General features: G+C 35.7%; 32 protein-coding genes. All 32 read left to right on the forward strand.

All coding sequences use genetic code 11. The features are described 5' to 3' along the window. Nucleotides 1-8 precede the first annotated feature (8 nt). The gene (hisIE, locus tag A3EE_RS0112065; RefSeq protein ID WP_018343707.1) at nt 9-602 is read left to right on the forward strand and encodes a bifunctional phosphoribosyl-AMP cyclohydrolase/phosphoribosyl-ATP diphosphatase HisIE; all 594 of its coding nucleotides are present in this window, start codon (nt 9-11) and stop codon (nt 600-602) included. A gap of 449 nt (nt 603-1,051) precedes the next feature. Continuing rightward, complete coding sequence (locus A3EE_RS0112070; RefSeq protein ID WP_157447001.1) at nt 1,052-1,711, forward strand: hypothetical protein; 660 nt, start codon at nt 1,052-1,054, stop codon at nt 1,709-1,711. 153 nt (nt 1,712-1,864) lie between these two features. Further along, nucleotides 1,865-2,860, forward strand: coding sequence for an alpha/beta hydrolase (locus A3EE_RS0112075; protein ID WP_018343709.1), 996 nt, complete (start codon nt 1,865-1,867; stop codon nt 2,858-2,860). Nucleotides 2,861-3,032: 172 nt separating this feature from the next. After that, a complete protein-coding gene (locus A3EE_RS0112080; RefSeq protein ID WP_018343710.1) occupies nt 3,033-3,947 on the forward strand; it encodes a hypothetical protein in 915 nt (304 codons plus the stop codon). 63 nt (nt 3,948-4,010) lie between these two features. After that, a complete protein-coding gene (locus A3EE_RS0112085; protein WP_342661999.1) occupies nt 4,011-4,442 on the forward strand; it encodes a VOC family protein in 432 nt (143 codons plus the stop codon). Between the two features lie 9 nt (nt 4,443-4,451). Then, nucleotides 4,452-5,279, forward strand: coding sequence for a helix-turn-helix domain-containing protein (locus A3EE_RS0112090; protein WP_018343712.1), 828 nt, complete (start codon nt 4,452-4,454; stop codon nt 5,277-5,279). Nucleotides 5,280-5,351: 72 nt separating this feature from the next. Further along, nucleotides 5,352-6,278: an SRPBCC family protein gene (locus A3EE_RS21375; RefSeq protein WP_018343713.1), complete on the forward strand. Its 927-nt coding sequence runs from the start codon at nt 5,352-5,354 to the stop codon at nt 6,276-6,278. A 104-nt stretch (nt 6,279-6,382) separates the two neighbouring features. Next, a complete protein-coding gene (locus A3EE_RS0112105) occupies nt 6,383-6,979 on the forward strand; it encodes a dihydrofolate reductase family protein (protein ID WP_018343714.1) in 597 nt (198 codons plus the stop codon). A 54-nt stretch (nt 6,980-7,033) separates the two neighbouring features. Continuing rightward, entirely contained in the window at nt 7,034-7,465 is a 432-nt protein-coding gene (locus tag A3EE_RS0112110; protein WP_018343715.1) for a VOC family protein, read from the forward strand. A 284-nt stretch (nt 7,466-7,749) separates the two neighbouring features. Next, nucleotides 7,750-8,157 carry a hypothetical protein gene (locus tag A3EE_RS0112115; protein ID WP_018343716.1) on the forward strand — a complete coding sequence of 136 codons (408 nt, stop codon included), beginning with the start codon at nt 7,750-7,752 and terminating at the stop codon, nt 8,155-8,157. Between the two features lie 159 nt (nt 8,158-8,316). Continuing rightward, nucleotides 8,317-9,186 (forward strand): helix-turn-helix domain-containing protein, encoded by an 870-nt coding sequence (locus A3EE_RS0112120; protein WP_018343717.1) that lies wholly within the window; start codon nt 8,317-8,319, stop codon nt 9,184-9,186. Nucleotides 9,187-9,233: 47 nt separating this feature from the next. Beyond that, a complete protein-coding gene (locus A3EE_RS0112125; protein WP_018343718.1) occupies nt 9,234-9,992 on the forward strand; it encodes an SDR family NAD(P)-dependent oxidoreductase in 759 nt (252 codons plus the stop codon). A 318-nt stretch (nt 9,993-10,310) separates the two neighbouring features. After that, nucleotides 10,311-12,137 (forward strand): hypothetical protein, encoded by a 1,827-nt coding sequence (locus tag A3EE_RS0112130; protein ID WP_018343719.1) that lies wholly within the window; start codon nt 10,311-10,313, stop codon nt 12,135-12,137. A gap of 52 nt (nt 12,138-12,189) precedes the next feature. After that, the gene (locus tag A3EE_RS0112135; protein WP_157447002.1) at nt 12,190-12,915 is read left to right on the forward strand and encodes a hypothetical protein; all 726 of its coding nucleotides are present in this window, start codon (nt 12,190-12,192) and stop codon (nt 12,913-12,915) included. A 77-nt stretch (nt 12,916-12,992) separates the two neighbouring features. Beyond that, the gene (locus A3EE_RS21380) at nt 12,993-13,817 is read left to right on the forward strand and encodes a hypothetical protein (RefSeq protein WP_018343721.1); all 825 of its coding nucleotides are present in this window, start codon (nt 12,993-12,995) and stop codon (nt 13,815-13,817) included. A gap of 564 nt (nt 13,818-14,381) precedes the next feature. After that, a complete protein-coding gene (locus A3EE_RS0112150) occupies nt 14,382-14,828 on the forward strand; it encodes a DUF3592 domain-containing protein (RefSeq protein ID WP_018343723.1) in 447 nt (148 codons plus the stop codon). Between the two features lie 106 nt (nt 14,829-14,934). After that, the gene (locus tag A3EE_RS20465) at nt 14,935-15,690 is read left to right on the forward strand and encodes a YoaK family protein (protein WP_033417885.1); all 756 of its coding nucleotides are present in this window, start codon (nt 14,935-14,937) and stop codon (nt 15,688-15,690) included. A 99-nt stretch (nt 15,691-15,789) separates the two neighbouring features. Beyond that, the gene (locus A3EE_RS0112160; RefSeq protein WP_018343725.1) at nt 15,790-16,323 is read left to right on the forward strand and encodes an RNA polymerase sigma factor; all 534 of its coding nucleotides are present in this window, start codon (nt 15,790-15,792) and stop codon (nt 16,321-16,323) included. Further along, the gene (locus A3EE_RS0112165) at nt 16,304-16,573 is read left to right on the forward strand and encodes a hypothetical protein (protein WP_157447003.1); all 270 of its coding nucleotides are present in this window, start codon (nt 16,304-16,306) and stop codon (nt 16,571-16,573) included. Before A3EE_RS0112160 ends, A3EE_RS0112165 begins: the two co-directional genes overlap by 20 nt. Before the next feature lie 4 nt (nt 16,574-16,577). Continuing rightward, nucleotides 16,578-17,225, forward strand: a complete 648-nt coding sequence (locus A3EE_RS0112170; protein WP_018343727.1) for a ClpP family protease — start codon at nt 16,578-16,580, stop codon at nt 17,223-17,225. Between the two features lie 205 nt (nt 17,226-17,430). Further along, the gene (locus A3EE_RS0112175) at nt 17,431-17,907 is read left to right on the forward strand and encodes a YMGG-like glycine zipper-containing protein (protein ID WP_157447004.1); all 477 of its coding nucleotides are present in this window, start codon (nt 17,431-17,433) and stop codon (nt 17,905-17,907) included. Between the two features lie 280 nt (nt 17,908-18,187). Continuing rightward, the gene (locus tag A3EE_RS0112180) at nt 18,188-18,844 is read left to right on the forward strand and encodes a hypothetical protein (protein WP_018343729.1); all 657 of its coding nucleotides are present in this window, start codon (nt 18,188-18,190) and stop codon (nt 18,842-18,844) included. A 122-nt stretch (nt 18,845-18,966) separates the two neighbouring features. After that, nucleotides 18,967-19,326: a YbbC/YhhH family protein gene (locus tag A3EE_RS20470; protein ID WP_018343731.1), complete on the forward strand. Its 360-nt coding sequence runs from the start codon at nt 18,967-18,969 to the stop codon at nt 19,324-19,326. A 9-nt stretch (nt 19,327-19,335) separates the two neighbouring features. Further along, nucleotides 19,336-19,701: a DUF2200 domain-containing protein gene (locus A3EE_RS0112190; RefSeq protein WP_018343732.1), complete on the forward strand. Its 366-nt coding sequence runs from the start codon at nt 19,336-19,338 to the stop codon at nt 19,699-19,701. A gap of 11 nt (nt 19,702-19,712) precedes the next feature. After that, the gene (locus A3EE_RS0112195; protein ID WP_018343733.1) at nt 19,713-20,492 is read left to right on the forward strand and encodes a helix-turn-helix domain-containing protein; all 780 of its coding nucleotides are present in this window, start codon (nt 19,713-19,715) and stop codon (nt 20,490-20,492) included. Nucleotides 20,493-20,565: 73 nt separating this feature from the next. Beyond that, complete coding sequence (locus A3EE_RS0112200; protein ID WP_018343734.1) at nt 20,566-21,414, forward strand: VOC family protein; 849 nt, start codon at nt 20,566-20,568, stop codon at nt 21,412-21,414. 139 nt (nt 21,415-21,553) lie between these two features. After that, nucleotides 21,554-22,141: a hypothetical protein gene (locus tag A3EE_RS0112205; protein ID WP_018343735.1), complete on the forward strand. Its 588-nt coding sequence runs from the start codon at nt 21,554-21,556 to the stop codon at nt 22,139-22,141. Between the two features lie 18 nt (nt 22,142-22,159). Continuing rightward, complete coding sequence (locus tag A3EE_RS0112210) at nt 22,160-22,687, forward strand: hypothetical protein (RefSeq protein WP_018343736.1); 528 nt, start codon at nt 22,160-22,162, stop codon at nt 22,685-22,687. 162 nt (nt 22,688-22,849) lie between these two features. Continuing rightward, a complete protein-coding gene (locus A3EE_RS21385; protein WP_018343737.1) occupies nt 22,850-23,245 on the forward strand; it encodes a DUF7793 family protein in 396 nt (131 codons plus the stop codon). 41 nt (nt 23,246-23,286) lie between these two features. After that, a complete protein-coding gene (locus A3EE_RS0112220; protein ID WP_018343738.1) occupies nt 23,287-23,496 on the forward strand; it encodes a T9SS type A sorting domain-containing protein in 210 nt (69 codons plus the stop codon). 182 nt (nt 23,497-23,678) lie between these two features. Beyond that, nucleotides 23,679-24,587 (forward strand): hypothetical protein, encoded by a 909-nt coding sequence (locus A3EE_RS0112225; protein ID WP_018343739.1) that lies wholly within the window; start codon nt 23,679-23,681, stop codon nt 24,585-24,587. Between the two features lie 41 nt (nt 24,588-24,628). Next, complete coding sequence (locus A3EE_RS0112230; protein WP_018343740.1) at nt 24,629-26,656, forward strand: CHAT domain-containing protein; 2,028 nt, start codon at nt 24,629-24,631, stop codon at nt 26,654-26,656. The last annotated feature ends 13 nt before the right edge of the window (nt 26,657-26,669 follow it).

Below are 26,669 nucleotides of genomic sequence, written 5' to 3' on the forward strand. Positions count from 1 at the left end.
TTTACCTCATGAACATTGATTTTCAAAAAGGCAACGGCTTAGTGCCCGTGATCATACAAGACGCAACAACCAGAAATGTGTTGATGTTGGGTTATATGAACGAAGAAGCCTATACCAAGACAAAAGCAGAAGGTAAAGTAACGTTCTTCAGCAGAACGAAAAACCGCTTATGGACAAAAGGTGAAACTACTGGTAATTTTTTAAATGTTGTTGATATTAAACTCGACTGTGATCAGGATACTTTATTGATAAAAGTTACTCCGGATGGTCCGACGTGCCATAAAGGCGATGATACCTGTTGGGCAGAAGTGAACAATGGTAGAACCTTCTTCATTGAAAAGCTTGCAAGCGTTATTAAAGACCGTAAGAACAATCCTACGGACGCGTCTTACACAGCATCGTTGTTTCGTAAGGGAATTAACAAGGTAGCGCAGAAAGTAGGCGAGGAAGCAGTTGAAATTGTAATTGAAGCAAAAGACAACAACGACGATTTATTCAAAGGCGAAGCAGCCGATCTTTTATACCATTACCTGATTCTGTTGGAAGCGAAAAACATTCCGCTGGATGATGTGATCAAGGTGCTGGAGTCAAGACAGAAATAATTATAAATTATGAGTTATAAATTATGAATTCATAATCATTAAGAAAGGCTCGTAGAATTTCGATCATAAAAGCGTTTTGCATGAAAATGTGAAGCGCTTTTTTTATGGTGAAACATAATTGTAGTTTACAAAGTAAATAATTACCTTCCTCATGTTTTTTAGGCAAGCAAGCTAATGTATTCCATAGTATTACTTTTATGTTATTTATATTGCTATATCTCTGATGGAAGAATTGGTCGTCTCTTTAATTATCTACCGGCTTATGGTCAATGGAAAGGAATCGTAACGGTAGTATTATTTCTTTGCCTGCAATTAATATTATACATGCTTTTGCCATAGATCATGAATTATTATATTCACTACAGAACGATATTGAATTTCTGTTTTTATTGATTGTTTGTGAAGGCCACAAAAAATCAATAGTTTTATCGGAGGCAACTACTTTAACAATGAAACAAATTCATCTTTTAATAATTCTCCTGCTTTTTTCGTCTTCATGTACTGATAAGGAGGTATCGACTGAAAGTAATGCTCAAGTAGCAGATTCAATAAAATCAGCAAAAAACAAAAGCTCCAATAATCATACGATGTTTGCTTTCGATAAGGTTCAGGATTTTTTTATTCATTCAAACATAAAAAACATTGACAGTTTGAATGATTTTGATCCGACTGTATGCAGACGTATGACTGAAGAAGAATATTACTCCGCTTTTCAGGATGAATCAGATGGTGCATATGACGCGGACTATAACGGTGCCTATTATTATTCCAATCAGGGTGTTTGGGATGGATTCAGCAGGTTTATTTTTGTAAAGAAAGATGAAACATGCTGCACCATGTATCATTACAAGGTGTATGATTCAAATGGAAAGCTGACGGGTACCTTTGTGGCTGCCGCAGAAGGTGGAGATGGCGGCTGGGTAATCAATAAAGAACCGGTGTTTCTAAATGATTCAACAATAAAAACCATTACTGTTGAATGTGAATATGGTATAGATGAGACACAAAAAGAAACGGGCGATTGTGATTCAACCATTACGTTGTATCATCTGTTAAAGGATGGTTCGATCAAAGAAGTGAAACAATCTACATATAAGATTACGAAGTGATTTTATATGTCAATACAGAAATTATAAAAGCAAAGCGCGTTTTTGCTTACTCAATAATCAGGCTACTTTTAATTGAACCCGTTACTTTTGCACAACTGTGTAAGCCATACAATAAGAACAACAACGTCGAATCTATTCATTAAATATACATACATGTCAAAATCATTTTTATCTAAAATCGGCAAACGAATCATTCAAATCATCGTTGTGAATGTTATTCTTTATTTCATCGTTTGTTTCGTTCTTGTTTATTGGCCTGCGCCAGAGAAAAAAGAAATTAAAAATTACGATTTCAGTTCAATTGATACATCCGCACAAGAAACCGGAACAGCTGAAGAACATTGGATCAGCATGCGGGATGGTAAAAAACTATTTATGCGATTGTATCCCGGAAGCAGCAAGGAAGTTATGATTCTGATTCACGGATCAGGGACGGAAAGCCGGTATTTAAAAGAGTTAGCGCAGAACTTAGCTGATTCTCAAATGATCACTGTTATTACGCCCGATTTGCGCGGACACGGCGCGAGTGAAGGACAAAGAGGTGATATCGATTACATTGGTCAACTCGAAGATGATATTGAAGACATCATTGCTTACAGCAAAGAAAAACTAGGTGCAGAAAAAATTATATTAGCCGGACATTCTTCCGGTGGAGGTTTTGTTTTGAGATTTATTGGCAATTCGACAAATACAAAAATAGATAGAGCTATTCTGCTCGCTCCCTATCTGGGTTACAAAGCACCTACCGTTAAAGCCAACAGCGGCAATTGGGTAACAGTTGCTGTGAAACGATGGGTTGGGATATCGATGCTGAATCGTATTGGAATAAAAACATGTGATGCGTTACCGGTTTTATTTTTTAATCTTCCGAAGGCTTACAGCGACAGCCTGCAGGTATCGTCGTATTCCTATCGTATGGCAGTAAATTTGGCACCGGAAGATTATAAGAAAGATATCGAGCAAATAACGATTCCCTGTTTGGTATTGGTAGGTGGAAAAGATGAAAGCTTTTATCCGGATCAATTTAAGGTAGTGTTTGAACCAGCGAAGAATTTTGTCAAAACGGATGTTTTATCGGATGTGAACCATCTGAATATTGTAAAACAAACAGAAACCATGGATCAAATCCGAAGATGGTTAATAAAATGAATTATTGTTTTTTATTGATATTTTTAAATTCGAACATAGTCAACAATATAGAACTATGAGAAAGATTGGTGCAATCATTCTTTATTATACACGTGCGTAAATAAAAACTGATCGGGAAAATTTCGTAAACTCCTAACAATCGGGAATGTTTGCTGTTACCTAAAAAACACATATGAAATACATATTCAACTTTGTTTTTGTTTCAACACTCTTTATCTGGAATAGTAGTCAAGCCTATTCTCAGGATAACGAAAATATAACGTGTATAAGGGAACATAAAATTAAGGCCAGAAAAAGTTATTATCTGTCAGGTTCTGCAGATTCTATTACTGCATTATATGTTTTAACCTATATGGAAGAATACGATCAGCAAGGCAGACAAATACGTTGGAGACAATATGAATATGCTGATTCCAATAAATACTCAGATCGGAATTTTACATATAAAATTTCTGGCAGAAAGGGAGCGCACAAAAGATTATTAGATTCCGTGGGTATAGACAAGAATGGTTTTGTAAACTACAGGGTATTGCATAAACTTTATTCAGAAATAGAACTGGAAGCATCACTAAAAACTGAAATAGCTGACAAAAGCCAACCTATAAAAGTTTGTTTTCCGAATAATAATAAGTTTCAGGTATATATGGTATTTTTTTACAACGATAAAAATAACATCACAGAAAAAAGATTTTGTTTTGATAATGACTCAATCTTTGAGGCAACCTTCTATTCGTATTATGATGATGGAGCGATAAAGGAAATTAAAAAAATAAAAGGCACGAATACAATCGAGGAAATAAAACTATTCAGCAGCACTGGACTTTTGCTGGAAGAAATTCATTATAGCGAAGAAGCTGAAAACGAGATCAGCTATAAAACAGTATATTCCTATAACAGCGCAGGATATGAAATTGAAAACATAACCTCTACAATGGTCATAGGTATGTTAAGGCCTTCCAGAAGAGAGACCTCTGAATATGATGGATGTTTAAAATCAAAAACCATTATTTATTCCATAGATTCATTTTCCGGTCAGGAAGACAATTATACGATTGTGAAATACAGATACGAATATTTTAGTAAATGAATCTAATCAATGGAATGTTATTAATACATAGATACAGTTATGGAGAAAAATAAATTACTACGCATGGACAACGTCAGCATCGTTGTGGAATCTCTCGATGATGCAATTACTTTTTTCTTGGAGATTGGGTTAAAGCTTGAAGGGCGTGCTGTGATCGAAGGAGAATGGTCCGGGCGGGTTACAGGAGTGCACGGACAACGTGTTGAGATCGCGATGATGGTTACACCGGATGGACATAGTAGAATCGAACTTTCTAAGTTTCTGACACCACCTGTAGTTTCAGATCATCGCAATGCACCTGTAAATGCGCTTGGGTATTTGCGCGTCATGTTCACGGTTGCTGACATTGACGAGCTGGTAGCGAGGCTTATTGAAAAACATGGAGCTCAACTTGTAGGTGAAGTAGTTCAGTACGAAAACTCCTATAAGCTTTGTTACATACGCGGCACCGAAGGGCTTCTGATCGGACTTGCAGAAGAACTTGGTAAAAAATAAGCGGTATCTATGAATATGCGACTGCAACATATTGAGCCACATCCTATGCTTAAAGCGTACATAGAAAAAATGTGGCTTTTTGAAAGCAGCGGAAAAATGCCTGTTGAAGATTTGAAATTGGTAGTACCTAATGGCAACATCAAATTATCTGTAGCGTTCCGGAACGGCATTGTTGCTGCAGTCAACGGACGACCATTTATTTCCAAAGAACAGAATATCAGTCTGACCGGATTGGTTGATGTTCCGGTAATATTAGATGCAGAGGACAATGTTGCCACAGGAACAATTGTAGTTGAATTTAATCCGCAAGGTGCGTATCGTTTTTTTCGTTTATCCCTTAACGATATTAAAAATCAAATTCATTCCCTTACAGATATTTTGGGAACGGTTGCTAAACAATTAGAAGAACAGATTTCCAATAGCGAGCGTGTAGAAGCTAAGGTTGCTTTGCTGCAACAATTCTTGCTCAAACAATTTGCGCTGCAGTCAGAAGATGCTGTTTTTGAATATTGCGTAGCCCAGATCACGGCATCCAAAGGTAGAATGACTATTCAGGAATTGGAGAAGAAAACAGGATACAGCAGCCGATGGTTAAATATGAAATTTAAAGAGAAGCTTGGTGTCAGTCCGAAGAATTTATCAACCATTATCCGTTTCAATCAATATTATAATGCTGTTGCGAACAATAGTGAAATGGATTTTATGCAGAATGCCTTCTACGATTACTATTACGATCAGTCGCATTTTTTGAAAGAATTCAAACGCTTTACCGGAATTTCTCATGCGGGTTTTCAATACACTACCAACGATTTTGGAAAACTATTTTATAAAGAATAGTACTTCCGATTTTTACAATACAAACCGTAAAACTCTTCCGTCCTTTACAGAATAATTTAAAAAGACAAAAACATGGAAAAGGAAAATTATACAGCAACGATTGACGTTGCTCAATCAGCAAAAGAAGTTTTTAATGCAATCTGTAATGTTACACACTGGTGGAGCAAGGATTTTCAAGGTAATAGTAATAAACAGGATGATGAATTTGTCATTAACCATCCCGGTCAGCATTATTCAAAACAGAAATTGGTTGAAGTTATTCCCGATAAAAAAATCGTCTGGCTCATTACAGAAAGTGAACTTAATTGGCTCAAAGGAAATACGGAAGAATGGACAAATACCCGAATGATTTTTGAAATAGATTCATCAGATAATAAAACTACGCTTCATTTTACTCACGACGGACTGATACCTGAAAAAGAATGCTATGCCATGTGTGCGAAAGGCTGGGATATTGTTATAAAGGATTGGCTACTTCACCGGATCACTTTTGGTGAGCCTTCAGATGGAATGTCTAAAGCTGCAGAAATCCGAAATAAAAGTCTGGAAAATAATGCTAAAAATTATCACAGAACAATTGCCGTGAATGCTTCTCCGCAAGATGCAATGAAAAAGATCTGTCAGATTGATCGCTGGTGGAAGCACGATGTTGCAGGTAGTACCGAAAAAATCAATGACACGTTTTGCGTTCCTTTCGGAGATCTTAATGGAGAGAATTCTTTTGTAGATTTTGTTGTCAGCGAATTTGTTGCAGACAAAAAAATAGTATGGAAAGTTACCGATTGTAATTTGCCCTGGTTCAAAGACAAAAAAGAATGGAACAATACCGAAGTTGTTTTTGAAATCGCATCAGAAAAAGATAAAACAAAAATTGATTTCACACATATTGGATTGGTTCCCGGAATTGAATGTTACGATGCTTGCGAAAAGGGTTGGGATGGACATGTTACAAAAAGTTTGTTGAGCTTCATGAATGAAGGAATGGGAAATCCGCAATGATCCGCACTGCAAATATTTCCGCATTCTGCCACCTGTATTGTCGCATTCGCACCCTACAGGTATGGTATTTTTAACGACCTTTGTATCGAAACAACAACACAGCTATGAGAAAAATAATTGTTATCTCCATGATTACCATAGATGGTGTGATGCAGGCGCCGGGCGGACCGGAGGAAGATTCATCCGGCGATTTTAAATACGGAGGCTGGGTGGCACCGTTTGACGGCGATGAAACATATGGCAAGGCGATGCAGATAAACATGCAGCCTGCTGATATTTTATTAGGCAGAAAAACATTTGATATATTTGAATCCTACTGGCCCGCGCATGCAGATGGCTGGCCGGGCATCAATGAGGTTACGAAATATGTATTGTCTGCTACGCGTAAAACATCCGACTGGAAGAACACGGTGTTTCTCCAAAACGTGGAAGATATTAAAAAGCACAAAAACACGGAAGGTATGGATATTGTCGTCTGGGGAAGTGCCAGGCTTGTACAGCTCCTGCTGCAGCATGACCTTGTAGACGAACTCAGACTTATCATTCATCCTCTGACGCTGGGTAAAGGAAAGAAACTGTTTACAGACAGCGCCAGTGCTGCAGGCTTTGTGCTGACACAAAGTACCGTCACATCTTACGGTGTGATCCTTGTGAATTACAAACGCGGAGGAGAAGTCAAGACCGGTACGGTTGGGGAATAATGAGCATACTCTTTACATGTATTATAAAATAATTTAACTAAAAAAATAAAAACCATGGCACGTATCGATCCACACATCAACTTTAACGGCAATGCCGAAGAAGCATTTACATTTTACAAATCCGTATTTGGCGGCGAGTTTACAAGCCTTGTACGCATGAAAGATATATCCACTGCGGAGCATCCGGTAGCAGAAGAAGATATAGACAAGATCATGCACATTGCTTTGTCTATTGGGCCAAACCTGTTAATGGGCAATGATGTTCCGTCGTTTTTGGGAAAAACAAATGAAAATGAAAACAGGTCCAAGATCTCTGTGTTTGCAGAAAGCAAGCAAGAAGCCGACAAGATCTTTAACGGACTTTCAGCAGGCGGAAGCGTTGAATATCCGATTGGTGATAGTCCGTGGGGCTCGTATTTCGGGATGTTCCGTGATAAGTACGGAATTGAATGGATGGTAGATTTTAATCCCGCAGCGAAGGGTTGATAAGTATATAAAAGCCCCATCGGGCGACATATCTGTAGCAAATATTATTTAATCTAAATATAAAACGTACGGAGCTCCGATTAGGAGCGACTAGCAGAAACATTATGAAACGCCTTTGGCGTTGTGCGTGTTTATTTATTGGGTTAAATATTCTACAGATATGTCGCCCCGATGGGGCTTTTATATGGTTGATTAAAAAACATATGAATCTGACGACTGTCGCTTTCATTCTATCCCAACAAATCCAATCACCGTATTTTTGTTGAAACTAAAACATACCACACATGAATAAGACATTACTTAAAAGCATCGGAGCAATTCTTTCAGGATTTTTATTGGGAGCGATCCTTTCTATCGGAACAGATTTCCTGATGGAACGGTCCGGTATGATGTCACAGGAACATTTCAAAGAATCTCCGTTATACATCATTCTGCTGGTGATCGCGTATCGCTTTGTTTTCAATGTGACAGGCTGCTACCTTACCGCGCGCCTGGCACCGAATAAGCCTATGAAACACGTGATCATCATCGGGATTATTGGTACGGTGCTGAGTATACTGGGTGCAATTGCCATGTGGGAATACGCCATTCCACTTTATAATATCAGCATCATTCTTATATCGCTGCCAAGTGCATGGCTTGGCGGGAAGTTGTTTTTGAAGACGCAAAAGAATGGGGAAGTAAATGGTTAAACTATTTGCACAGTCGTCAGACCACTTTTTTGTGGTCCGACGACTTGTTTGAGTAAGCTCTACTAAAAAAAACAAAAAGCGCTTTACATGGAAATGTAAAGCGCTTTTTGTTTATAGAAAGAAAAGATTGATCTTTAGGTGTCGCCCAATTTTGAATACATGCAGGAACCAAACGAAAAACCGAAGAGCTCACAGAAGGATACATTGAAGATTCAGATGAACTCAACGGACAATCCGTATCCATCTACGGATCTTCAGGAAAAGCTGCTTCAGCCTCGCAGGCTGAGTTCGTATTTTATTGTATTGATCGATAGCGGATCCATCACCTATAAACTGGACTTGCAAGATATTACTGTTTCTGATGGAGACGTACTTTTTGCAATGCCCAATCAGATTTTTGTACCTCCTGTTAAGGCAGATAATCTGAAATACTTTAAAATACTCTTTGATGAAAATACATTGGCTTTGCTGCCACAACGTTTTGCATTTTTGGTGAACCCATTAAATGCACAAACGATCACGTTAGACAATGCTGCAAGGGAAAGAGTACGGAAAGTTTTTGAGATTCTGAATCAACTGCTTCATACAGACAAACAATCGACCGACTCAGAAATACTATTGGCTTACCTGAATTTACTTTTATCCGAATTGAATAGTGCGTATTTTAAAAATGAACCGGTTGATCTTGTAAACACGAACTTGTCAAAGTTTGTTGAGTTTAAATTAATGGTGGAAACACAACTTACAGAGCAACCATCTATACATACCATTGCCGAAAAAATGGCATTAACGACCAATAGCTTATACCGGCTGGTAAAAGAGCATTCAGGTACATCGCCAAAAGATTTTTTCACGAATCGTCTGATGCTGGAAGCTCAGCGAAAATTGCGTCATTCCAATATTTCTGTAAAAGAATTGGCCTACGAATTGGGATTTAATGATGCGGACTATTTTTCAAGGCTGTTCAAAAAAAGTACAGGCAAAAGCGTAAGTGATTTTTTAGACAATCAGGATTTGTCGGGCAAATAAATCGATTTGTCCATCTCTTCTATTTTTTTACGCTCTACTTTTGTTTCATGAATTTAACAGAGCAAAAGATGAAGACAGCATTGGTAACAGGAGCAAATAAGAGCATTGGTTTTGAAGTAGCAAAGCAACTTGCGCAACAAGGAATGTATGTGTATCTCGGCAGTCGCACATTGGAGAACGGTATAGAAGCCGTGAACAAATTGAAAGCGGAAGGAATAACGAATGTTGAAGCCATTCAACTGGATGTAACAAATGATGCATCGGTAAAGCAAGCCCGCAGTGCAATAGGGAAAAAGACAACATCATTGGATATCCTCATCAACAATGCAGGAATTTACGGTGGCTATCCGCAAGCTGCATTGGACGCAACAGCAGAACAATTTAAAGTAGCATTTGATGCCAATGTCTTCGGAGTGGCACGGGTTACGCAAGCATTCATTGATCTGTTGAAAAAATCTTCTGAACCCCGTATCATCAACGTAAGCTCAAGTCAGGGTTCCATTACCTTGCACAGCGATCCATCTTACAAGTATTACGACTATAAAGGTGCTGTGTATCTTTCTTCAAAAGCAGCCTTGAATATGTACACCGTTGTATTGGCGTATGAATTGAAAGACACGTTATTTAAAGTAAATGCAGTTTGTCCCGGTTACACTAAAACAGATTTTAACGAACACCGTGGACCCGGCACGGTTGAGGAGGCCGGAAAACGAATTGTGAAATATGCACTGATCGATAAAGATGGTCCAACAGGAAAATTTTTCAGTGAAGAAAACAATCCTGAAACAGGAGAGATTCCGTGGTAATTTGCACAGTCGTCAGGCCACTTTTTTGTGGTCCGACGAGTTGTTTGAGGAGCCTTCCTATTTTATTCTTTGAGCGTCCCGCATTTTACGGGACGCTTTGTCTTTATGCGTTGTTGAAAAGATTTTAATATAAATTGGATACAGTAAACCGCTGTTTAATTTGAAATAAGCAGAAAATTTTAATAATTAATGGTTTGAAGTGTATGTGCAAACAATTATTTTATAACTATTCCGATGTAAATATTTTTTATAGTTGGGATTTTATGGTATAATGAAAGGAAATTTTAAGAATCAGTAAAAACATTAAATTTTTTAACTATGTCTCCAGCTATCACAACAGAACAAGAAAAACTTCAAAATATTCTTATTAATGAAAATGCTTATATTTTTTGTAATTCAGAAAATATAAATATTTCGAGGAGTAAAATTGAACAAGTTTTTAGAGATGTATCTACAGGGAAATCCAGTAATTTTTTATTAAAACAAGTGAAACAAATAGTCACAATAAATAATGAGCAAGTATTATATTCAATTTGTGTTTTTAAATACATCTCTCAGCCAACTTTTCTTGAAGAATCAGTAGATAATTGGATTGAGACAAAGTTAGCATATCTTTTGATTGTTGAAATTGATGATTATATAATTATAAGTAGGAAAAATATTTCTAAAATACAAGATTTTATAAAGCTGTTCGACCCTATTGACTATAAAATATTATCTACTCTTTTCATTAAAGATGAAACTCAATTTGAAAAATTTCATCTTAAAAATCTTAATGTTTCAAATAAGGCAGTACGTGAAAAAAGTATAGAAGCTATAAATTTAAAAGAAAATTTTTCTGCTTTAGGTGCAAATAATTACATGTTAAATTCATTAAGATTAAAAAATGCCAACGAAAAAGTTTCATTGATTTTGAATTCTTCTAGAGTAAATAAGTTTGGAAGGAAAAATTCTATTGAAGAATTTTGTCATTGGGCAGAAAAATTGGTTACTCAAATTAAACATCATACTGAAAAAGAAACATTTCTATCTATTTTCGCTGAACCTCAGGATTATGAAAGTCATAAAGATACTTTAGTACCAATTTCGATTCTTTTTACATTTAGTGAATTGTATACAGATTTTGAAAACGGAGTAATAGCTAATTGTGTTATTCGCTTTTTAGACGAGGACTTAGTATTAGAGAAGAATATTGATATAATAAAATATTTGGAAAATTTTGAAAGATTGTCCAAAGTTGTATATGATGAGGATAATGAAGTATTCAAAGTAGAAAATACGATTGTTAATGATATCGAATTAAGGTTCAATGAAAAATCAATTACTCTTAGATCTTCGAAATTAAAACATATTGTTTTGATAAAGGATAATGGAACAGAAGTTTCTATTATAGATTACATAAGTGTTGCTAGTAGTTTTATAATTAATTTTGATAATATTGATTTAGCTTATACAAATCGTAAGTTATTTAAGGATAGTAAATTATTAGGCAACATAGATCATTTTATGAAAATTTTTGTTGCTCATGAAAATTTAAGTTTGTGCGTAAGCGAGAAGGGGAGATTAACTTCTCTTCAAACTCAATTTGATGATTTATCAGTTTTTAATTTTGTTGAGCAGGAATTTTTAAATGATGCTGAATATTTTATTTGTGATGATCTAGAAAAAGAATGGGCAGATCATATAGCAATATTTGAAAGTAAAATAATTTTCTATCATTCGAAACACGATAATGCCCAGTTTTCAGCTTCTGCTTTTCAAGAAATTGTTGGTCAAGCACAAAAAAATTTAGGTAATCTCAGCCCTCAAAATTATCAATTAATTGAAAAAAGAAATTTCTGGAATTCTACTTATAATAATGATGGAGTTCGGAGTAGTATTAGTAGAATAAGGAAAGGGAATAATATAGATGATATAATTAATCAATATCAATCTGCAATTAATAATCCTCATTATAAAGGGGAAGTTCATTTGGTAATTGATTTTATTTCAAAAAATCTTTTAGAAGAAAATTTAAATAAATTAAAAAATGGAGACGCTTTTGCTAGAAGGAGTGAAGCAATTCAAATTCTATGGTTTATATCCTCTTTGATATCAAGTTGTCAAGAGGCAAATACTGATGTTTATGTACATTGTAAAAGATAATTAAATACTTAATATTAAGTTGAACTGTCTGTTTAGTTAAATGAAAGATAAGATGGCAAATACAAAAAAAAATCAAGTAGAAATAGATTTTGAAAAATGTGCAGATATTTTTGGGGATTTGATTTATCCAGAAGAAAATAATCTTGATGGGTTAATGTGTAAAATTCATGATGCATTTGGCTCAAATAAATCAAAACATCATAATTGTCTTGGATGTAATTTAGATAGATCTACACATCAGATATTTATGTTTTTATATAGGAAAGATAAACACGATGATTTAGAGCTTTCTGCTACAACATATTTGTTATTAATGTATTTAGTTATCGAAAGACTCGAAACAATTTTTGAAATAATTGGTTTGCCTGATGCCTATAGAGATAAGCACTTTCATATTTTTAAAATGATTAATAAATGGGCAAATTTTATAAAACATCCTAAGGCATTTGTCCTTTGTCATCATCCGACATTTGTAACTGAAAATGATAAAAAAATAATAGAACTTAAAAGGCAATCAAAAATTATTATAGATACACAATTCGTGTTTAAATATTATTCAACAGATAATAATAAAAAAGAACTTTTTAAAGAACTAGCTAATAAAAGTGATGTATTAGTATTATATCCTGACTTTAAACAAATAACTAAAGATTTTTGTGATGGGCTTATAAAATTTGTTAGACTTATAGAGAATAATGAAGTATATAGAGAAATTTTAAGTGACAAGACAACTATTCAGGATTATTTTACAGAAGAACTTGAAAATAGTGAAAAGTAAAATATTTGTTTTTTCGAATCATATATTCTAAAGAGCTCGTAAATAATTACAATTTGTATTGAAATTTATTAAACCATATGATAGATATTTTAGATAAAAAATGTTTTGTGATTATGCCAATAAGTGATCAATTAGGGTATAATGAAGGTCACTTTGATAGAGTTTATGAATACATTATTAAACCAGCTTGTTTAGCTGCAGGATTCAAACCAATACGTGCTGACGAGGTTATGACAACAAATCATATAGCTATTGATATAATTAGAAATATAATCAATTGTGAAATGGCTGTGTGCGATTTAAGTTCAAAAAACCCTAATGTTTTATATGAACTTGGGATAAGGCAAGCATTTAATTTACCTGTAACTCTATTAAAGGATCATAAAACTGAAAGAATTTTTGATATACAAGAATTTAGAGATGTAGGATATGATGAATCTTTAAGAATTGACAATGTACAAGATGCAATAGAAAATTTAACAGAAACAATTAAAAATACTTATAATAATAAGAACGAAGTAAATTCATTAGTATCATTACTTGGAATTGAATCTGCTAAAATTACTGAAAAGACTATAATAAGTGTTGATACTACTTTAATATTAAAGACCTTGGAAAGTCTTGATCAAAGGCTTTATAATATTGAAGGAAAAATTCCTGCTAGTCAAAACGTGATTATTACGAAGGAAATTTTACCAGCAAATCTTGGAGAATATATTAGGAAAGATGATGCAAAATCATTAAAAAAGGGTGATGAATTATATCATACTAAGTTTGGCATTGGTGTTGTAGATAAAATTCATATTAGAAATAACGGCGACGTTACTATAGAAATAGATTTTAGTGTTGGAAGAAAAACTTTAATTTTAGAATTTGCTAGACTTAGAAAAGTTATGCAATAATATTATTTTCAGTTCTTCTGGCTTTGTAATCCCCAAGCCCAAAAAAAGGAATTATAACCCTATATACAGGGATTATAAATAGCGAATCCAATTGCCTTCTAACATTTCCGCCGAGGTTGATAATACCTCTCTTTTATCCGCTCTTCGGGATTTGTAATCAGTATTATTATAAAGAGAATAAAAAGCCACAAATTCCACAGATGAAAAAAAGAAAAAACATAGTATTTACTTTGGGCGGATTGTTAACAATGCTTGTTGTTTATGTGATTGTTCGGCTTGTTATAAATGACAGTGAATATGTTGTTCGGGGTTGGCATACCACTATTTATCCACCAGAGATTATTTCGTTGGTTTTAACAATAATAATTATTGCGATATGCATTATGGTTTACTTTATTTTCAGAGGTGCCATAGAACTCTTGACATTACTATTGAAGAATAAATAATCTGCTCTAGCTGTTTGGGACTGCAAATCCCGAACGCTCAGAGCATACATATCCACCATCTTTTTCACAGCAACCAAAGCGAGAACAGGTTTTTAAAATCTACAAATAAAAAGATCATATGATAGTAGGAATCATTTTCGCCGTGTTGTTTTTTGGAGCAGCCATTTTTATATCCATTCACAAGCTATTGGAGATTCGTAAAATAGCCTCGATGCAGGGCTGGACAAAAATAAGCGGGAAGGTGCTTTCAAACGATTCGTCGCGGGAAACCGATGGGGATGGCGGAAGTAATCTCATGCAAACATTAACCTATAGCTATACCATCAAAACCCAGGATTATACAGGAGTGGTTACCTGGTGCGCAGACAATCATCCGGGCAATGAAAAGTTTACGAGGCATACAGCCGGACAACGTGTAGATGTGCTGTACAATCCGGTAAATACAAGTGAAAGTGTGCTTGGTAAATTCGATCAGAAAAAAGTTTTTAACAGCATGTGGTTTGCGGGATTTTTCCTTGTCATGGGAATCGTATTTTTGCTGTTTGATTTCTATGAAGTTTTATAAAAGATTTTATGGATTTGATTCCCAGTTCTTCCGAATGTATAATCAAAATTCGCACAGGTGCAACAAAAAACGTACATTGAAGTTCATACAAAGCAACTGAAACGGAATGTTTAGACATCAGGGGAAACGAAGAACCATCAAACATAACCTACGCATTGCAATGGTGCTGTCTTTTGTAGCAGGCATTGTAAATGTTGCCGGTTTTTTGTCCATCAAACAACTCACGACAAACGTAACCGGTCACTTCGCTTTATTCATCAATGATGTTGCTGATCTGGAATTTTGGAAAGGAACAATTTATTTTCTGTATATTCTTTCCTTTCTTGTAGGTTCGTTTTTGTCCGGCTTTTTGATTGAAAAATTCAGAGGCGAAGGCAAGCTGAATATTTTTGTGATTCCGATCATCATTGAAAGTCTGATTTTGTTATCCGTAGCACTGTTGGGAAACATTGTGGGCATCCAGTATCCGGACCTGATCGCCTGTTTATTGCTATTGGCAATGGGCATGCAAAATTCTTATGTAACCAAAATTTCAAATGCGGTAGTCCGTACCACGCACCTCACAGGGCTTTTTACGGATCTTGGAATTGATCTTTCTCAATTGCTGTTTCCGAAATTATATCCCGATAAAGCAACACTAAGGTCAACCATAAAATTAAGAAGCTCTATCATTCTGTTCTTTTTTTTCGGTGGACTGGCAGGCGGCTTTTTATATTCCAAACTGGATCTGAAATTAAACACGTTAATACTCGGTGCAGTGATCTTACTGACGAGTTTATTTTACGATGAAATCCGGTATCGCTTTATAAAAGCGAAAAGAAGAAGCAGCACGAAAAGGAGAACCGGTAACCAATCCGTATAAAGCGGGCACTGTTTTTTTTTTCTGCGTTCTAAAAAAAAAAACTATTTTTAGAAGGTGATACTTGCATCTCGAATTGCACTTATATAAAAAAGGATCGATATGACAGAAATTCTTGAAGCCCATTTCGTACAAGAGAAAGATGTTTTGTTAGGTGAAATCTATCAATCTGTTTTTCCACCGCTTTGTAAGTATATCAGCAAAAGAGGAGGTTCGTTGGAAGAAGCAAAAGACATCTTTCACGATGCGTTGATCATCTACGTTGAAAAGAATGTTACATCGATTGCTGTGAACGATGAAAAAGCCTATGTATTCGGAATTGCCAAACACCTTTGGAATAAAGAATTCAAAGAGAAACTGCGCTACGCAGCACTTGACTCCGATGCATTAACAATACCTTCCGAACGTACAGATACCATATCTTCCAGACTGCTGTTGTTTTTAAAACAAACGGGAAGTAAATGCATGGACATCTTGCAGGCCTTTTACTACGAGAACCAGAATGCTGAAAAGATTGCCGAACAGTTTGGCTATTCGAGTGTTCGCTCTGCTACCGTACAAAAATTCAAATGCCTGGAAAAAGTAAGAGACCTTGTAAAATCAAACGCACAGACCTATGAGGACTTCATTGAATAAGCTGTTTGAAACGGAACAATTCCTGAACAAGCAATTGGGTCCGGAAGACGAGCTGGTTTTTCAGGCCAGGCTGCTTGTTGAAGCCGATCTGAACGAACAGATGCTGTGGCAGCAACGAACGTATTCCGTAGTGCGTGCGTATGGACGTATGCAGCTCAGGGATAAACTTGAGCGCATGCACAATCAGTTCATGACAGCACCTGAACACACAAGTTTTAGAAATAACATTCTTCAATTCTTTTCCCGATAATCATATGATACCACAAGCACATGTTATTCCCATGGTGATCGATCAGAGCAGCCGTGGAGAGAGAGCCTATGATATTTATAGCCTGCTTCTGAAAGAACGTATTGTTTTTCTGGGTACAGCCATTGATGATCAAGTCGCTAATCTGATTGTGGCGCAGCTGCTCTATCTCAACAGCCAGAGTCCTACCAGTCAGATCGACTTATATATACAGAGTCCGGGTGGGAGTGTATATGCAGGACTGGCGATTTATGACGCCATCAACATGATCTCTGCTCCGGTGTCCACCGTTTGTGTAGGTTTCTCCGGAAGCATGGCTACTGCTTTATTAACCTGCGGACAAAAAGGAAAGCGCTATGCCTTGTCGCACGCTACGGTTCACATGCATCCTACCAGCAGCGGTTCTAAAGGGTATACAGAAGATGTACGCATTGCCACCCGAGAACAGGAGAGGATTCAAAGTCAATTGTTTCATATCATCGGTAAGAATACCGGACATAGCTGGAAGGAGATCGAAGAATTTTTCCTTCGCGACCGCTATCTGAATGCCGTGGAAGCAAAAGAATACGGACTGGTAGATGAAGTGTTGGGTGATACGACAGATCTGATCAAAGTAACGAATTTTGATCCTGAAATTTTATATCCTAATAAGTAAGAATTAACTGTTCGGGATTTTCAAATCCGGAAGAGCTCTAACGAACAACCACCTACAATATTTTCACTTTCCCACTCACATGTGAATCATGTAGTTCTTTTTAGAAAACGTGTAACCCTTCTACGACAATTCTTTTCCAATTTTGTTTTGTATTAAATGACACAGAACTGTTTTCTGATTCTATTACATCAAAACAAAAATGAAAATGAAAAAATATTTGATCATATTCGGCGCATTGGCACTTGTTGCCTGCAACAATACAAAACAAGCAGAAGAGCGTGGCCGTGAGGCTGCAAATCGTGAGAACGAGATTCGTGAGAGAGCAATCGATTCAATGGAAACGGTAAATGAAAATCGTCGTCAGCATCATGCTGCAAACACTTCTTACCAATCAACTGACAACAACAGTTCATCCAATAGCAATAACAATAATACCACTGAACCTGCTAAGAAAAAAGGAATGAATAATAAAACAAAAGGCGCCTTGATCGGAGCCGGATCCGGTATTGTAGGCGGAGCATTGACAGGTGCGGCCGTAAGTAAAGATAAAGACAAAGGAAAAGGAGCGTTGATCGGTGGTGCTGTTGGCGGAGCTGTGGGCACAGGCGTGGGTTATGGCATTGGCGCAAACGAAGATAAAAAGGCGAAAGCAAAACAGGATTCTATTAATAAAAGCAAGTAATTGTTTGGCTTTATGGCCGACATCATTCATCTTTCTTAAACACCAAACGGTTCGCTGTGATTGCATTTTGTCTAATCACAGCGAACCGTTTGATGTTTATTTTTTAGAATAGATTTTATAAGTACATGGATTTTTTTTGTAATATGCATTGTCATGTTGCTATTTGGAAAGACATACAATTTTCTGTCGATATAGATAAGACCAGGCCGTAGAAATACAAATTCCATATAATAATAATTTCACTACAAAAGCGTACACATTTATTAAAATAAGATAAATCATGTCAGAAAATGAATTCATAACCTATCAAAAATTTATAGATCTGGCAGAAGTGAAAGAGCTCTCAGATCTATTGAAGGAGCATAACATAGAATTCTTAGTTGAAGATGAATCTACAAGTTTAGATGCAACTTTTGGGAACAGTGCATTCAATAAAGAATACAGGATAAAATTAAAAAAAGAAGACTTTGAAAAAGTTAATAATCTGAAGTTACAGATTTCCGAAAATGAAATAGCAGCAATCGGTAAAGACTATTACTTATTTCAATTTACTGATTTGGAGCTTATCGAAGTAATTACACAAAATGATAAATGGAGCACCTTTGATTTTTTGTTGGCTCAACGAATTTTAAAAGAACGCGGGAAAGAAGTAAATGCAGAAGCACTGAATACGTTAAGAGCAGAACGGATAGAAGAACTTTCAAAACCTGAAAAAAATCAAACAGTTTGGATCGTTGTAGGTTATGTAACTGCTTTTCTGGGCGGGCTTCTTGGATTCTTTATTGGATGGCATTTATTGTCCTATAAAAAAACACTACCCAATGGAAATCGGGTTTCCGGGTATTCAGAAAAAGATCAAAAGCACGGATTACGGATTTTAATTATCGGAATAATCTCTGTTATTGTTACAACGATACGGTTTGTTGCATTCGATTAAATTGAAAATCATAAACTCTTCCGGATGATTAATATATTTGTGTCTGATATTCCGAAGAGCATCAACAGCAGCATCGAAGCAACAACCACGAGGGAAGTAGTTGTTACGAACCAAACATACACATGAAATACATCATTCTCTTATTTACCTGTTTTTTTCTTTCCTGCATGCATAGCAGATTGGATAAGGAAACAATTTCGAAGCATCTGAAAGATATAGGAAGTGATACTACTTATTCCTATTTGCCTGCAGCAGGATTTATAGCGAATGAAGATGCAGCCGTTGAGATTGCAGAACCCATTCTTTTCAATATTTATGGTGAAGATCATGTTACAGATCAAAAACCATATCAGGTAAATCTAATTGATTCGGTGTGGGTTGTTAATGGAACACTTCCGATAAATTATACTAATGGTGGTACATTTTTTATTGCATTAAATAAAAAAGACGGAAAAGTTTTACATATAAGTCACGGTAAATAAATTCAAGCTATGAACCCCACCGACACCCACAACGCACGCATGGCGAACATGACCTTTGCTTCCGTCTATCCACTATATCTTACAAAGGTAGAGAAGAAAGGCCGTACAAAAGAAGAACTGGATCAGGTGATCGAATGGCTTACAGGTTTTGATAAAAAGAAACAAGAACAATTGATCAAAGACAAGGTGACGTTTGAAACATTTTTTCAAAAAGCTACACTGCATCCCAATGCATCGCTCATTACCGGTATGATCTGTGGGTACCGCATTGAAGAGATCGAAAATCCGTTGACACAACAGGTGCGTTATCTGGATAAGCTGGTAGATGAGTTAGCGAAAGGGAAGAAGATGGAAAAGATATTGCGTACAACGTAAAACCTACGATTATGAAGCATGCATATCATAGTCCACCCAAAGAATTAAGCGCGTACATACGTACGGTTCTGACCTTAGAAGGTACAGGCGATGGAAGTATGAACGAGCTTCCCGCTTTCACAAACGGCATACCTGCTTTGTGTTGTAAAACTGAAAAAGATGCAAACGGATCAGAGCAGGTAGTTACAGCGGCGTTATTCGGAGGCAACATTCCTGCTGACTTCTGGAATGTGCAGGATGCAACGACAATCGTTGTATATTTTTTTAAGCCTTTTGCACTGACAAGTTTATTTCATGTTGAAGCAAACAAACTTGCCAAACATCCCATTGAATTGCGCAGCTGGAGTCCACATGTATACAATGCCTTACACACCCAACTGGTTTATGCCGGTACGCTTGTTCAGAAAACAGACATACTGGATAATCTACTTCTTCAGCAGCATCTGAAGAACCATGAAACGTTTGCGATCATTCAATATGCAACGGATGTGATGATGACTGATCCGTCGAATGATATTCTTGCTGAAATTTTAACGAAATTAAATCTGAGCGAACGAACGTTTCAGCGGATCTTTAAAAAATATGTAGGTGTTACTGCTACACAATACCGCCGGATCTGTCAGTTTCAGGGTTCCTTCGATCAATTGCGGTCCAAGCAATTTGATAAGATGTCGGATGTGGCTTTTGACAACGGCTTTTCAGACCAGAGTCATTTTATCCGTTCCTTCAAAGAATTTACGGATACTACACCAAACGATTATTTGAATAAGGGATTAAAGGGTAAAAAATAGAAATGTCGTTTTTGTTCTATGGAGCCAGGTTGTGCATCTCTATTTTTACTTCCATAAAATTAATTATACGCATATGAAAAAAAATATCACACCTTGTCTGTGGTTTAACAATCAGGCAAAAGAAGCGGCAGCAATGTATTGTTCCGTTTTCAAACAATCTAAAATTACAACGCAGTCGGCCATTGTAACCGAGATCGATGTTGCCGGACAGAAATTTATTCTGCTGGATGGAGGCCCTATGTTCCAACCAAACGCGTCCATATCTTTTTATTATATCTGCGAAGATGCACAGGAACTTGATCTGATCTGGAATACATTCAGCAATGAAGGTGTTGTTATGATGCCGCTGGATTCTTATCCGTGGAGCGAAAAGTATGGCTGGATCACAGATAAGTTCGGGATCTCCTGGCAGCTTGCTCTGGGCAAGATCAGCGATGTGGGACAGAAGATCACGCCTTGTCTTTTGTTTACCGGAAAGCAGTATGGCAGAGTTGACGAAGCGATCGCGCATTATGCATCGGTCTTTGAGCATACAACGGTAGATGGCATTCTGCGCTATGGTGTAAATGAATTGCCGGATGTGGAAGGCAAGGTAAAACATGCGCAGATTTCTTTAGACGGACAGAAGCTGATGCTGATGGAAAGTGCAGCAAGCGATTTTACGTTTACCGAAGGTGTATCGCTTACGGTGTATTGTGAAACACAGCAAGAGATCGATTACTACTGGTCTGCTTTTACAGCAAGCGGCGAAGAAAGTATGTGCGGATGGCTGAGAGATATGTTTGGCGTATCCTGGCAGATCATTCCGGTGATGTTGGGCAGCATCATGAGTGATCCGGCGAAAGCAGGTAAAGCAGCCAAGGCATTTATGTCGATGCGCAAGCTGAATATCGAACAGATTGTGCAAGCTTCTATTTCATGATTTTTCACTTCTTCGTTTGTAGTTTTCAAACGAAGAAGTTTTTTGACGAATTAAAATTAGTAATACATAATTTAGTTATTTAGAATTTGTATTTTCCGCGGGGAACGTAAGCCGGATAAAAAGTAAGCAAAGTTATAAAATGAGACTATTATCTTTTTTAAAAGCATTTTTTAAAAGCAATATCCAGGCAAATGCATCTACGCCTGTTTTTTGGGAAGATGATTATTGTCAAATTGAAATTGTTCCGTTTGAAAACCGTGACTTTATTTTAGCGCAATCAACCAAAATAAATACTGTAATTGAGCAATCAAAAATACAATTTGGTTTTACTGAAATTTTTGGTAGAGAATCTATGCCTGCCAATACTGTATCAAAGGAAATTAGAATTGATTATTTTGAAAATCTTTTAGTTGAATCCGGATTTCAAAAAAGTAGATATATACAATATGAAACAAGTAAAATGCTTGATAGCAACGTGAGCAAAACAAAAGCATATACCTGTTCAAATTTTATACTTTTTTTTGATGTTGAAGGTGAATTTATAAACAATATCTGGCTTACATTTGGACTTATTGTATCTGTAACACAATATAATTGTATAGAAACACTTTTACATTCTTTAGGAAATGAATGTGATATGATTCTTATAGATTGGAACTCTACCATGTTAATTGATTTAAAAGAAAAAAATCAAATTAATGAATATTTAATGAGATCTTGGAAATAGTAAAAACATACACTACAAATGACTCATACTTCAGACACCTCTTTTATTTTTCCCTATTCAGAAAACAAAGAAACAAAGCGTCAGCAAGTATGGAGCAATCTTGAAAAGGGAATTCTATTTGAAGATGCAAATCGTTTTATTCCCTGGACAATACCGTTTGCAGACCTTGATTCGTTTGCTGAAGAACGGAAAGGCAGCGGCGATCGTACCAATTGGTTCTTAGGAAAACATCAGATCCTTGATGGATATGAAAGTGCAATAGGTGTTATGAAATGGTCGTGGGTAAATGATACCAATTCTTTTTCTGAAATTGAAGAATGGCTTGGTTATGATGATGAGGGTAATAAAAAGTTTTTGTTATTAAAAGGTAAACTAACCGATTTACTTGGAGAACCGACTTTGCTTGAGTTAGAAAAATTCGGTGGTCTTGATTTAGGATCTATTGAATGGACAAATCAGAATGTTCGGATTGCATTGACAGGTATCGAACAATTTGCCTGTAAATACAGAATGTACATTGGACTGAAGGAAAATAAAAATCGTTGATTCTGTCATCAGCTCTTCGAAATTTTCAATTCTGAAGTCAGAAGGATTTGCAACGAGAATTCAGTTAATAAAAATTACAAATTTTTATTAACTGAATTCCGGATTATGAATATGCAATATAGATTCAGTATATTTATACCAGCACTTCAATAGGCACCTTCGATGCAGGAATTACAAAACATAACAGATAAAAAAATACACGAATTCAGCTATTCTGATTTTTGGATAGAAGATGAAATTTTGCATGGGACTTATAAAAAAGACAATTCCATTATATCGTTGGAGACAGCTAAAGAAATTGTTAAAAAAAGATTAGAGATTCAGCAAGGAAAACCGTATTTGGGGCTTGTGTTTCTTCATGATTCAATCGTAATGTCTGCAGAAGCCAGAAAATATATGGCAAATGAAGGTTATGCAGGAGTTATAAAAGCAGCGATTGTTATAAGTTCTTCATTAAAAGCAATTATGGCGAATGTCTTTATTATGGTAGATAGGCCTTTGAAACCAACCAAAATTTTTACAAGCTACGCAGATGCAATCAAATGGCTTAAATCATAAATCACGTTTTATAAAAACAGATAAATCTTGTTCCGAATAATATGATTGAAAAACAATTATACGAGTTTAATGCTGTCTCCGAGCAATCTCAAATGGCAGTATATAATCTTCAGGGAGAAAAAATGGGAGAATATTTTATTGAAGCAAAGAGGACTACTGTTGATTTAAGTAGTTTGCCTGCAGGAATGTTTAATCTGGTATTTTCAAGTCAGAATGTTTCTTACAGTCCGGTAAAATTTATAAAAGAGTAAAATCAGTCTGTTTTTTTTAAAAATTTTTCTAACGCCAGTCTTCAATTTGCAGGACTGGCGTTTATTAGTATAATCTTCTAAAATCAATTCATTTGGATTTACATTCTGTGAAATCTGATTTCTACTACATTATTTATGCAAAAACGGTTTGTATAAATGAATAGTTTTGCTGTATTTTAACTATGGTCAGATGTATTATAGTACTCATTGTAAGTATACTTTTTTTATCCTGTTCCGGTAATGATACAACAGGTGAATCTGTTACAGTTATAGGTCAGGATACAACCTCACAAGACACTGCCGCAACACATGCAGACTCTGCTTTAACATCTAAACAATACAACGGATCTGTAAAGCTACAGGAGTTTCAGATGCAATATAAAAGAATTGTCGGTCCGGTTACATTTTCTGAACATACACCTGTTTATAAAAGACCCGACACATCCAGTATCATTCTTAAGATGTATGATTTTAATACATCGGTACAGCCTATAGAAGATAGTTATATTGATGAATGGATGCAGGTAAAACTGAATTCAGATACGGTTTATCTGCGAACGGAAGATTTTGCAGTATATTCATTCACTTCACTTACCAATAAAAGTCTGAAATATTATATCGTTGAAAAAGGTGAATCTTCGCTGATCTATAAATACAACATCACCCAACATAAATGGATTGATACATTTGAAGTTCAATATTTCATAGCAGATCGTATCAGTCAGCTGGATGTATCGAAATGGCAGAATACAGATCTGCTTATTTGCATGAATTATAATGGAAACTGCTGTGGCTGTTCGGATAATCAGTATTATGTTATTGATGCAAACGGAAAATTTGAAATTCTGTTTAAAACTTTTCAAAGAATGGATGACGGAGATATAGAAGGAGGATATGAAGCTCATGTAAGTTTGCCTGCAGATCCTCAAACGGAAGATATCATTTACAGCGATTATGAATATGGTGCACTTCATAATAAACGCGGTGAAGTTATTGTAGATAGGAAAGGTGTTGTTCAGACCGGAACCTTAAAAGATGTTAAGATTCATTACAAGTGGGACGGACAACAATTGATTGAGCAAAAGAAATAAGAAAATGAAATGATTATATTAATAAACTATTATATAAAATTATGTTAAAAAAAATTGTTTTAGTAGTTGCAATATGTGTTGTTGGTTTGCTTGCTAAAGCCAGTAGTCCCATTTATGAGTTTGATTACAACCAGTCAATTATAGATGTTTATAAGCCAAGAGTTGTTGATATGGGAGCCAGGTATGAGTATAGACAATACATATCCAAACTTCAAACAGATATTGACAATAACGCTAGAACGTATACCAGGATTGCTCGGACGACAGAGAATTATAAAAAAATATTTGAAAGCATATTAAAGAGCCTTGCATTTGTAGATGCAAACTATGACTTTAAATTCACGGATCAAAGTGAGTTTGGGACACCTTTTTCTTCCATGACCTATATTCATCAATTGTATAAATATAAAATTCCAACGCATGTTATATATGAAATTCTATTGTATCGGTTTGCTTATTATACAAATACACATCATCCTACAGATTATTCGATAGATTCATCGCATTATGCAAGTCTGATAAAACCTACTTTTGATCGATTCACTTCATGCGTGTATGAATTAAAAGATGAACATCCCTTTTTAGTGAAACGATTGTATGAATATCAGCTGTATTTTAAAAATTTAACATTGATATCCGATATTGAAGTAAAGACTGTTATCAAAAAGTATATGCTGACAAATAAGAATAAAGATCTTGAAAAGATTTATACATTGTGGCTGTCAAACGGAGATTCGTATGCACAGGAGCAATTGTATTATGTTGCTTCTACGAAACAGCCTTTAAATACTTTTCCTGTAGATGAAGGAGCTGTTTATGGCAACGGATATCTTCTGAATTTTTATAAAATAACTTCAGAACAATGTCAGGATGCCATGCCTGTTGGAAATCTGTCTGTAGACATATTGAAATTTAATTATTATTCGACAGATAGTTTAGCACACAGTTTTAGCAACCTCTTGCATTATTCAACGGCTATAGATCAGCACTATGCTGCCTTGATCCTGTCTAAAGATAGTATTTATTTTGAAACGCTTCCATCTGCATCTGTACTTGAAAAGAAACAATATAGTTTTTATCGGAACGCCATAAAATTTCAGCAGACTGATACGTTATCGTATCATGTTTACTGGAGCAGCATTGATAAAGTTCTGCTTGAAAATAAGTGTACCAATGTAATGGTATGTCCGGATGGGATATATAATATTATTAATTTGAATACATTAGAAAGAACTCCCAAACATTATGTAGTAGATAAATACAACATAAGCAGGGTGATTAATTCCAAAGCATTGCTGCACCCTTTAGCAGTTACGAAGGTTAAAACAAATAAACAGCCTGTTATCTTAATGGGGTATCCCAATTATAATTTAGGTCAGGATCAATTTGTTGATTCTGCAACTGTTAAATCTTCATTGACACGTGATATTGAATTGAGTTTTAACGGAGGAACTATCCCCTTACTGCCTGCAACAAAAGAAGAGATAGAAACTACTTCGGGTATTCTAAAGAAATATAAAAAACATGTTTACCTGTATGACGATTCAAAAGAAAATCAATTGTACTCGATACAAAGTCCTTATCTGCTGCATATAGCAACGCATGGTTTTTTTCTGCCGGATGATAAAACAGATTCTATTGATAATCCTTTATCACGATGTGGTTTGCTGTTAGCCGGTTCAACTAAAACATTGCAGCAGGGCATACGTTACACAGACAGTCTTCAGGCAGATGGGATTTTACTTGCTTCTGAAATTATATATTTGAGTTTGTATAATACAAAGCTGGTTGTATTGTCTGCATGTGAAACCGGATTGGGTCAGATACAGGATGGTGAAGGTGTATATGGATTTCAGCGTGCCTTAGGTATTGCTGGAGCAGAATACATTGTAATGAGCCTCTGGAAAGTTGATGATGCCGCAACAAAAGATTTTATGATTATGTTCTATTCGAATTTAATTGCTACTCAATTTAATGTTGAATCAGCCTTTGAACAAACGCAAAAGACGATGATGCAGAAATATCCTCTGCCATTTTATTGGGGTGCATTTATTTTAGTGAGAAATTAATTGTTAGTCGCCG

Origin of the sequence: Cytophaga aurantiaca DSM 3654 (assembly GCF_000379725.1) — a bacterium.
Lineage (GTDB): Bacteria > Bacteroidota > Bacteroidia > Cytophagales > Cytophagaceae > Cytophaga > Cytophaga aurantiaca.

What these genes read in the sequence shown, in the direction of transcription:
- A3EE_RS0112090 (WP_018343712.1), top strand. Translation starts at nt 4,452, where the DNA reads ATGAATATGCGACTGCAACATATTGAGCCACATCCTATGCTTAAAGCG.
- A3EE_RS0112170 (WP_018343727.1), top strand. Translation starts at nt 16,578, where the DNA reads ATGATACCACAAGCACATGTTATTCCCATGGTGATCGATCAGAGCAGC.
- A3EE_RS0112150 (WP_018343723.1), top strand. Translation starts at nt 14,382, where the DNA reads ATGATAGTAGGAATCATTTTCGCCGTGTTGTTTTTTGGAGCAGCCATT.
- A3EE_RS0112205 (WP_018343735.1), top strand. Translation starts at nt 21,554, where the DNA reads ATGAGACTATTATCTTTTTTAAAAGCATTTTTTAAAAGCAATATCCAG.
- A3EE_RS0112225 (WP_018343739.1), top strand. Translation starts at nt 23,679, where the DNA reads ATGGTCAGATGTATTATAGTACTCATTGTAAGTATACTTTTTTTATCC.
- A3EE_RS0112125 (WP_018343718.1), top strand. Translation starts at nt 9,234, where the DNA reads ATGAATTTAACAGAGCAAAAGATGAAGACAGCATTGGTAACAGGAGCA.
- hisIE (WP_018343707.1), top strand. Translation starts at nt 9, where the DNA reads ATGAACATTGATTTTCAAAAAGGCAACGGCTTAGTGCCCGTGATCATA.
- A3EE_RS0112230 (WP_018343740.1), top strand. Translation starts at nt 24,629, where the DNA reads ATGTTAAAAAAAATTGTTTTAGTAGTTGCAATATGTGTTGTTGGTTTG.
- A3EE_RS0112160 (WP_018343725.1), top strand. Translation starts at nt 15,790, where the DNA reads ATGACAGAAATTCTTGAAGCCCATTTCGTACAAGAGAAAGATGTTTTG.
- A3EE_RS0112200 (WP_018343734.1), top strand. Translation starts at nt 20,566, where the DNA reads ATGAAAAAAAATATCACACCTTGTCTGTGGTTTAACAATCAGGCAAAA.
- A3EE_RS0112110 (WP_018343715.1), top strand. Translation starts at nt 7,034, where the DNA reads ATGGCACGTATCGATCCACACATCAACTTTAACGGCAATGCCGAAGAA.
- A3EE_RS0112195 (WP_018343733.1), top strand. Translation starts at nt 19,713, where the DNA reads ATGAAGCATGCATATCATAGTCCACCCAAAGAATTAAGCGCGTACATA.
- A3EE_RS0112120 (WP_018343717.1), top strand. Translation starts at nt 8,317, where the DNA reads ATGCAGGAACCAAACGAAAAACCGAAGAGCTCACAGAAGGATACATTG.
- A3EE_RS20470 (WP_018343731.1), top strand. Translation starts at nt 18,967, where the DNA reads ATGAAATACATCATTCTCTTATTTACCTGTTTTTTTCTTTCCTGCATG.
- A3EE_RS0112210 (WP_018343736.1), top strand. Translation starts at nt 22,160, where the DNA reads ATGACTCATACTTCAGACACCTCTTTTATTTTTCCCTATTCAGAAAAC.
- A3EE_RS20465 (WP_033417885.1), top strand. Translation starts at nt 14,935, where the DNA reads ATGTTTAGACATCAGGGGAAACGAAGAACCATCAAACATAACCTACGC.
- A3EE_RS21385 (WP_018343737.1), top strand. Translation starts at nt 22,850, where the DNA reads ATGCAGGAATTACAAAACATAACAGATAAAAAAATACACGAATTCAGC.
- A3EE_RS0112115 (WP_018343716.1), top strand. Translation starts at nt 7,750, where the DNA reads ATGAATAAGACATTACTTAAAAGCATCGGAGCAATTCTTTCAGGATTT.
- A3EE_RS0112135 (WP_157447002.1), top strand. Translation starts at nt 12,190, where the DNA reads ATGGCAAATACAAAAAAAAATCAAGTAGAAATAGATTTTGAAAAATGT.
- A3EE_RS0112130 (WP_018343719.1), top strand. Translation starts at nt 10,311, where the DNA reads ATGTCTCCAGCTATCACAACAGAACAAGAAAAACTTCAAAATATTCTT.
- A3EE_RS0112220 (WP_018343738.1), top strand. Translation starts at nt 23,287, where the DNA reads ATGATTGAAAAACAATTATACGAGTTTAATGCTGTCTCCGAGCAATCT.
- A3EE_RS0112080 (WP_018343710.1), top strand. Translation starts at nt 3,033, where the DNA reads ATGAAATACATATTCAACTTTGTTTTTGTTTCAACACTCTTTATCTGG.
- A3EE_RS21375 (WP_018343713.1), top strand. Translation starts at nt 5,352, where the DNA reads ATGGAAAAGGAAAATTATACAGCAACGATTGACGTTGCTCAATCAGCA.
- A3EE_RS0112175 (WP_157447004.1), top strand. Translation starts at nt 17,431, where the DNA reads ATGAAAAAATATTTGATCATATTCGGCGCATTGGCACTTGTTGCCTGC.
- A3EE_RS21380 (WP_018343721.1), top strand. Translation starts at nt 12,993, where the DNA reads ATGATAGATATTTTAGATAAAAAATGTTTTGTGATTATGCCAATAAGT.
- A3EE_RS0112070 (WP_157447001.1), top strand. Translation starts at nt 1,052, where the DNA reads ATGAAACAAATTCATCTTTTAATAATTCTCCTGCTTTTTTCGTCTTCA.
- A3EE_RS0112190 (WP_018343732.1), top strand. Translation starts at nt 19,336, where the DNA reads ATGAACCCCACCGACACCCACAACGCACGCATGGCGAACATGACCTTT.
- A3EE_RS0112165 (WP_157447003.1), top strand. Translation starts at nt 16,304, where the DNA reads ATGAGGACTTCATTGAATAAGCTGTTTGAAACGGAACAATTCCTGAAC.
- A3EE_RS0112180 (WP_018343729.1), top strand. Translation starts at nt 18,188, where the DNA reads ATGTCAGAAAATGAATTCATAACCTATCAAAAATTTATAGATCTGGCA.
- A3EE_RS0112085 (WP_342661999.1), top strand. Translation starts at nt 4,011, where the DNA reads ATGGACAACGTCAGCATCGTTGTGGAATCTCTCGATGATGCAATTACT.
- A3EE_RS0112075 (WP_018343709.1), top strand. Translation starts at nt 1,865, where the DNA reads ATGTCAAAATCATTTTTATCTAAAATCGGCAAACGAATCATTCAAATC.
- A3EE_RS0112105 (WP_018343714.1), top strand. Translation starts at nt 6,383, where the DNA reads ATGAGAAAAATAATTGTTATCTCCATGATTACCATAGATGGTGTGATG.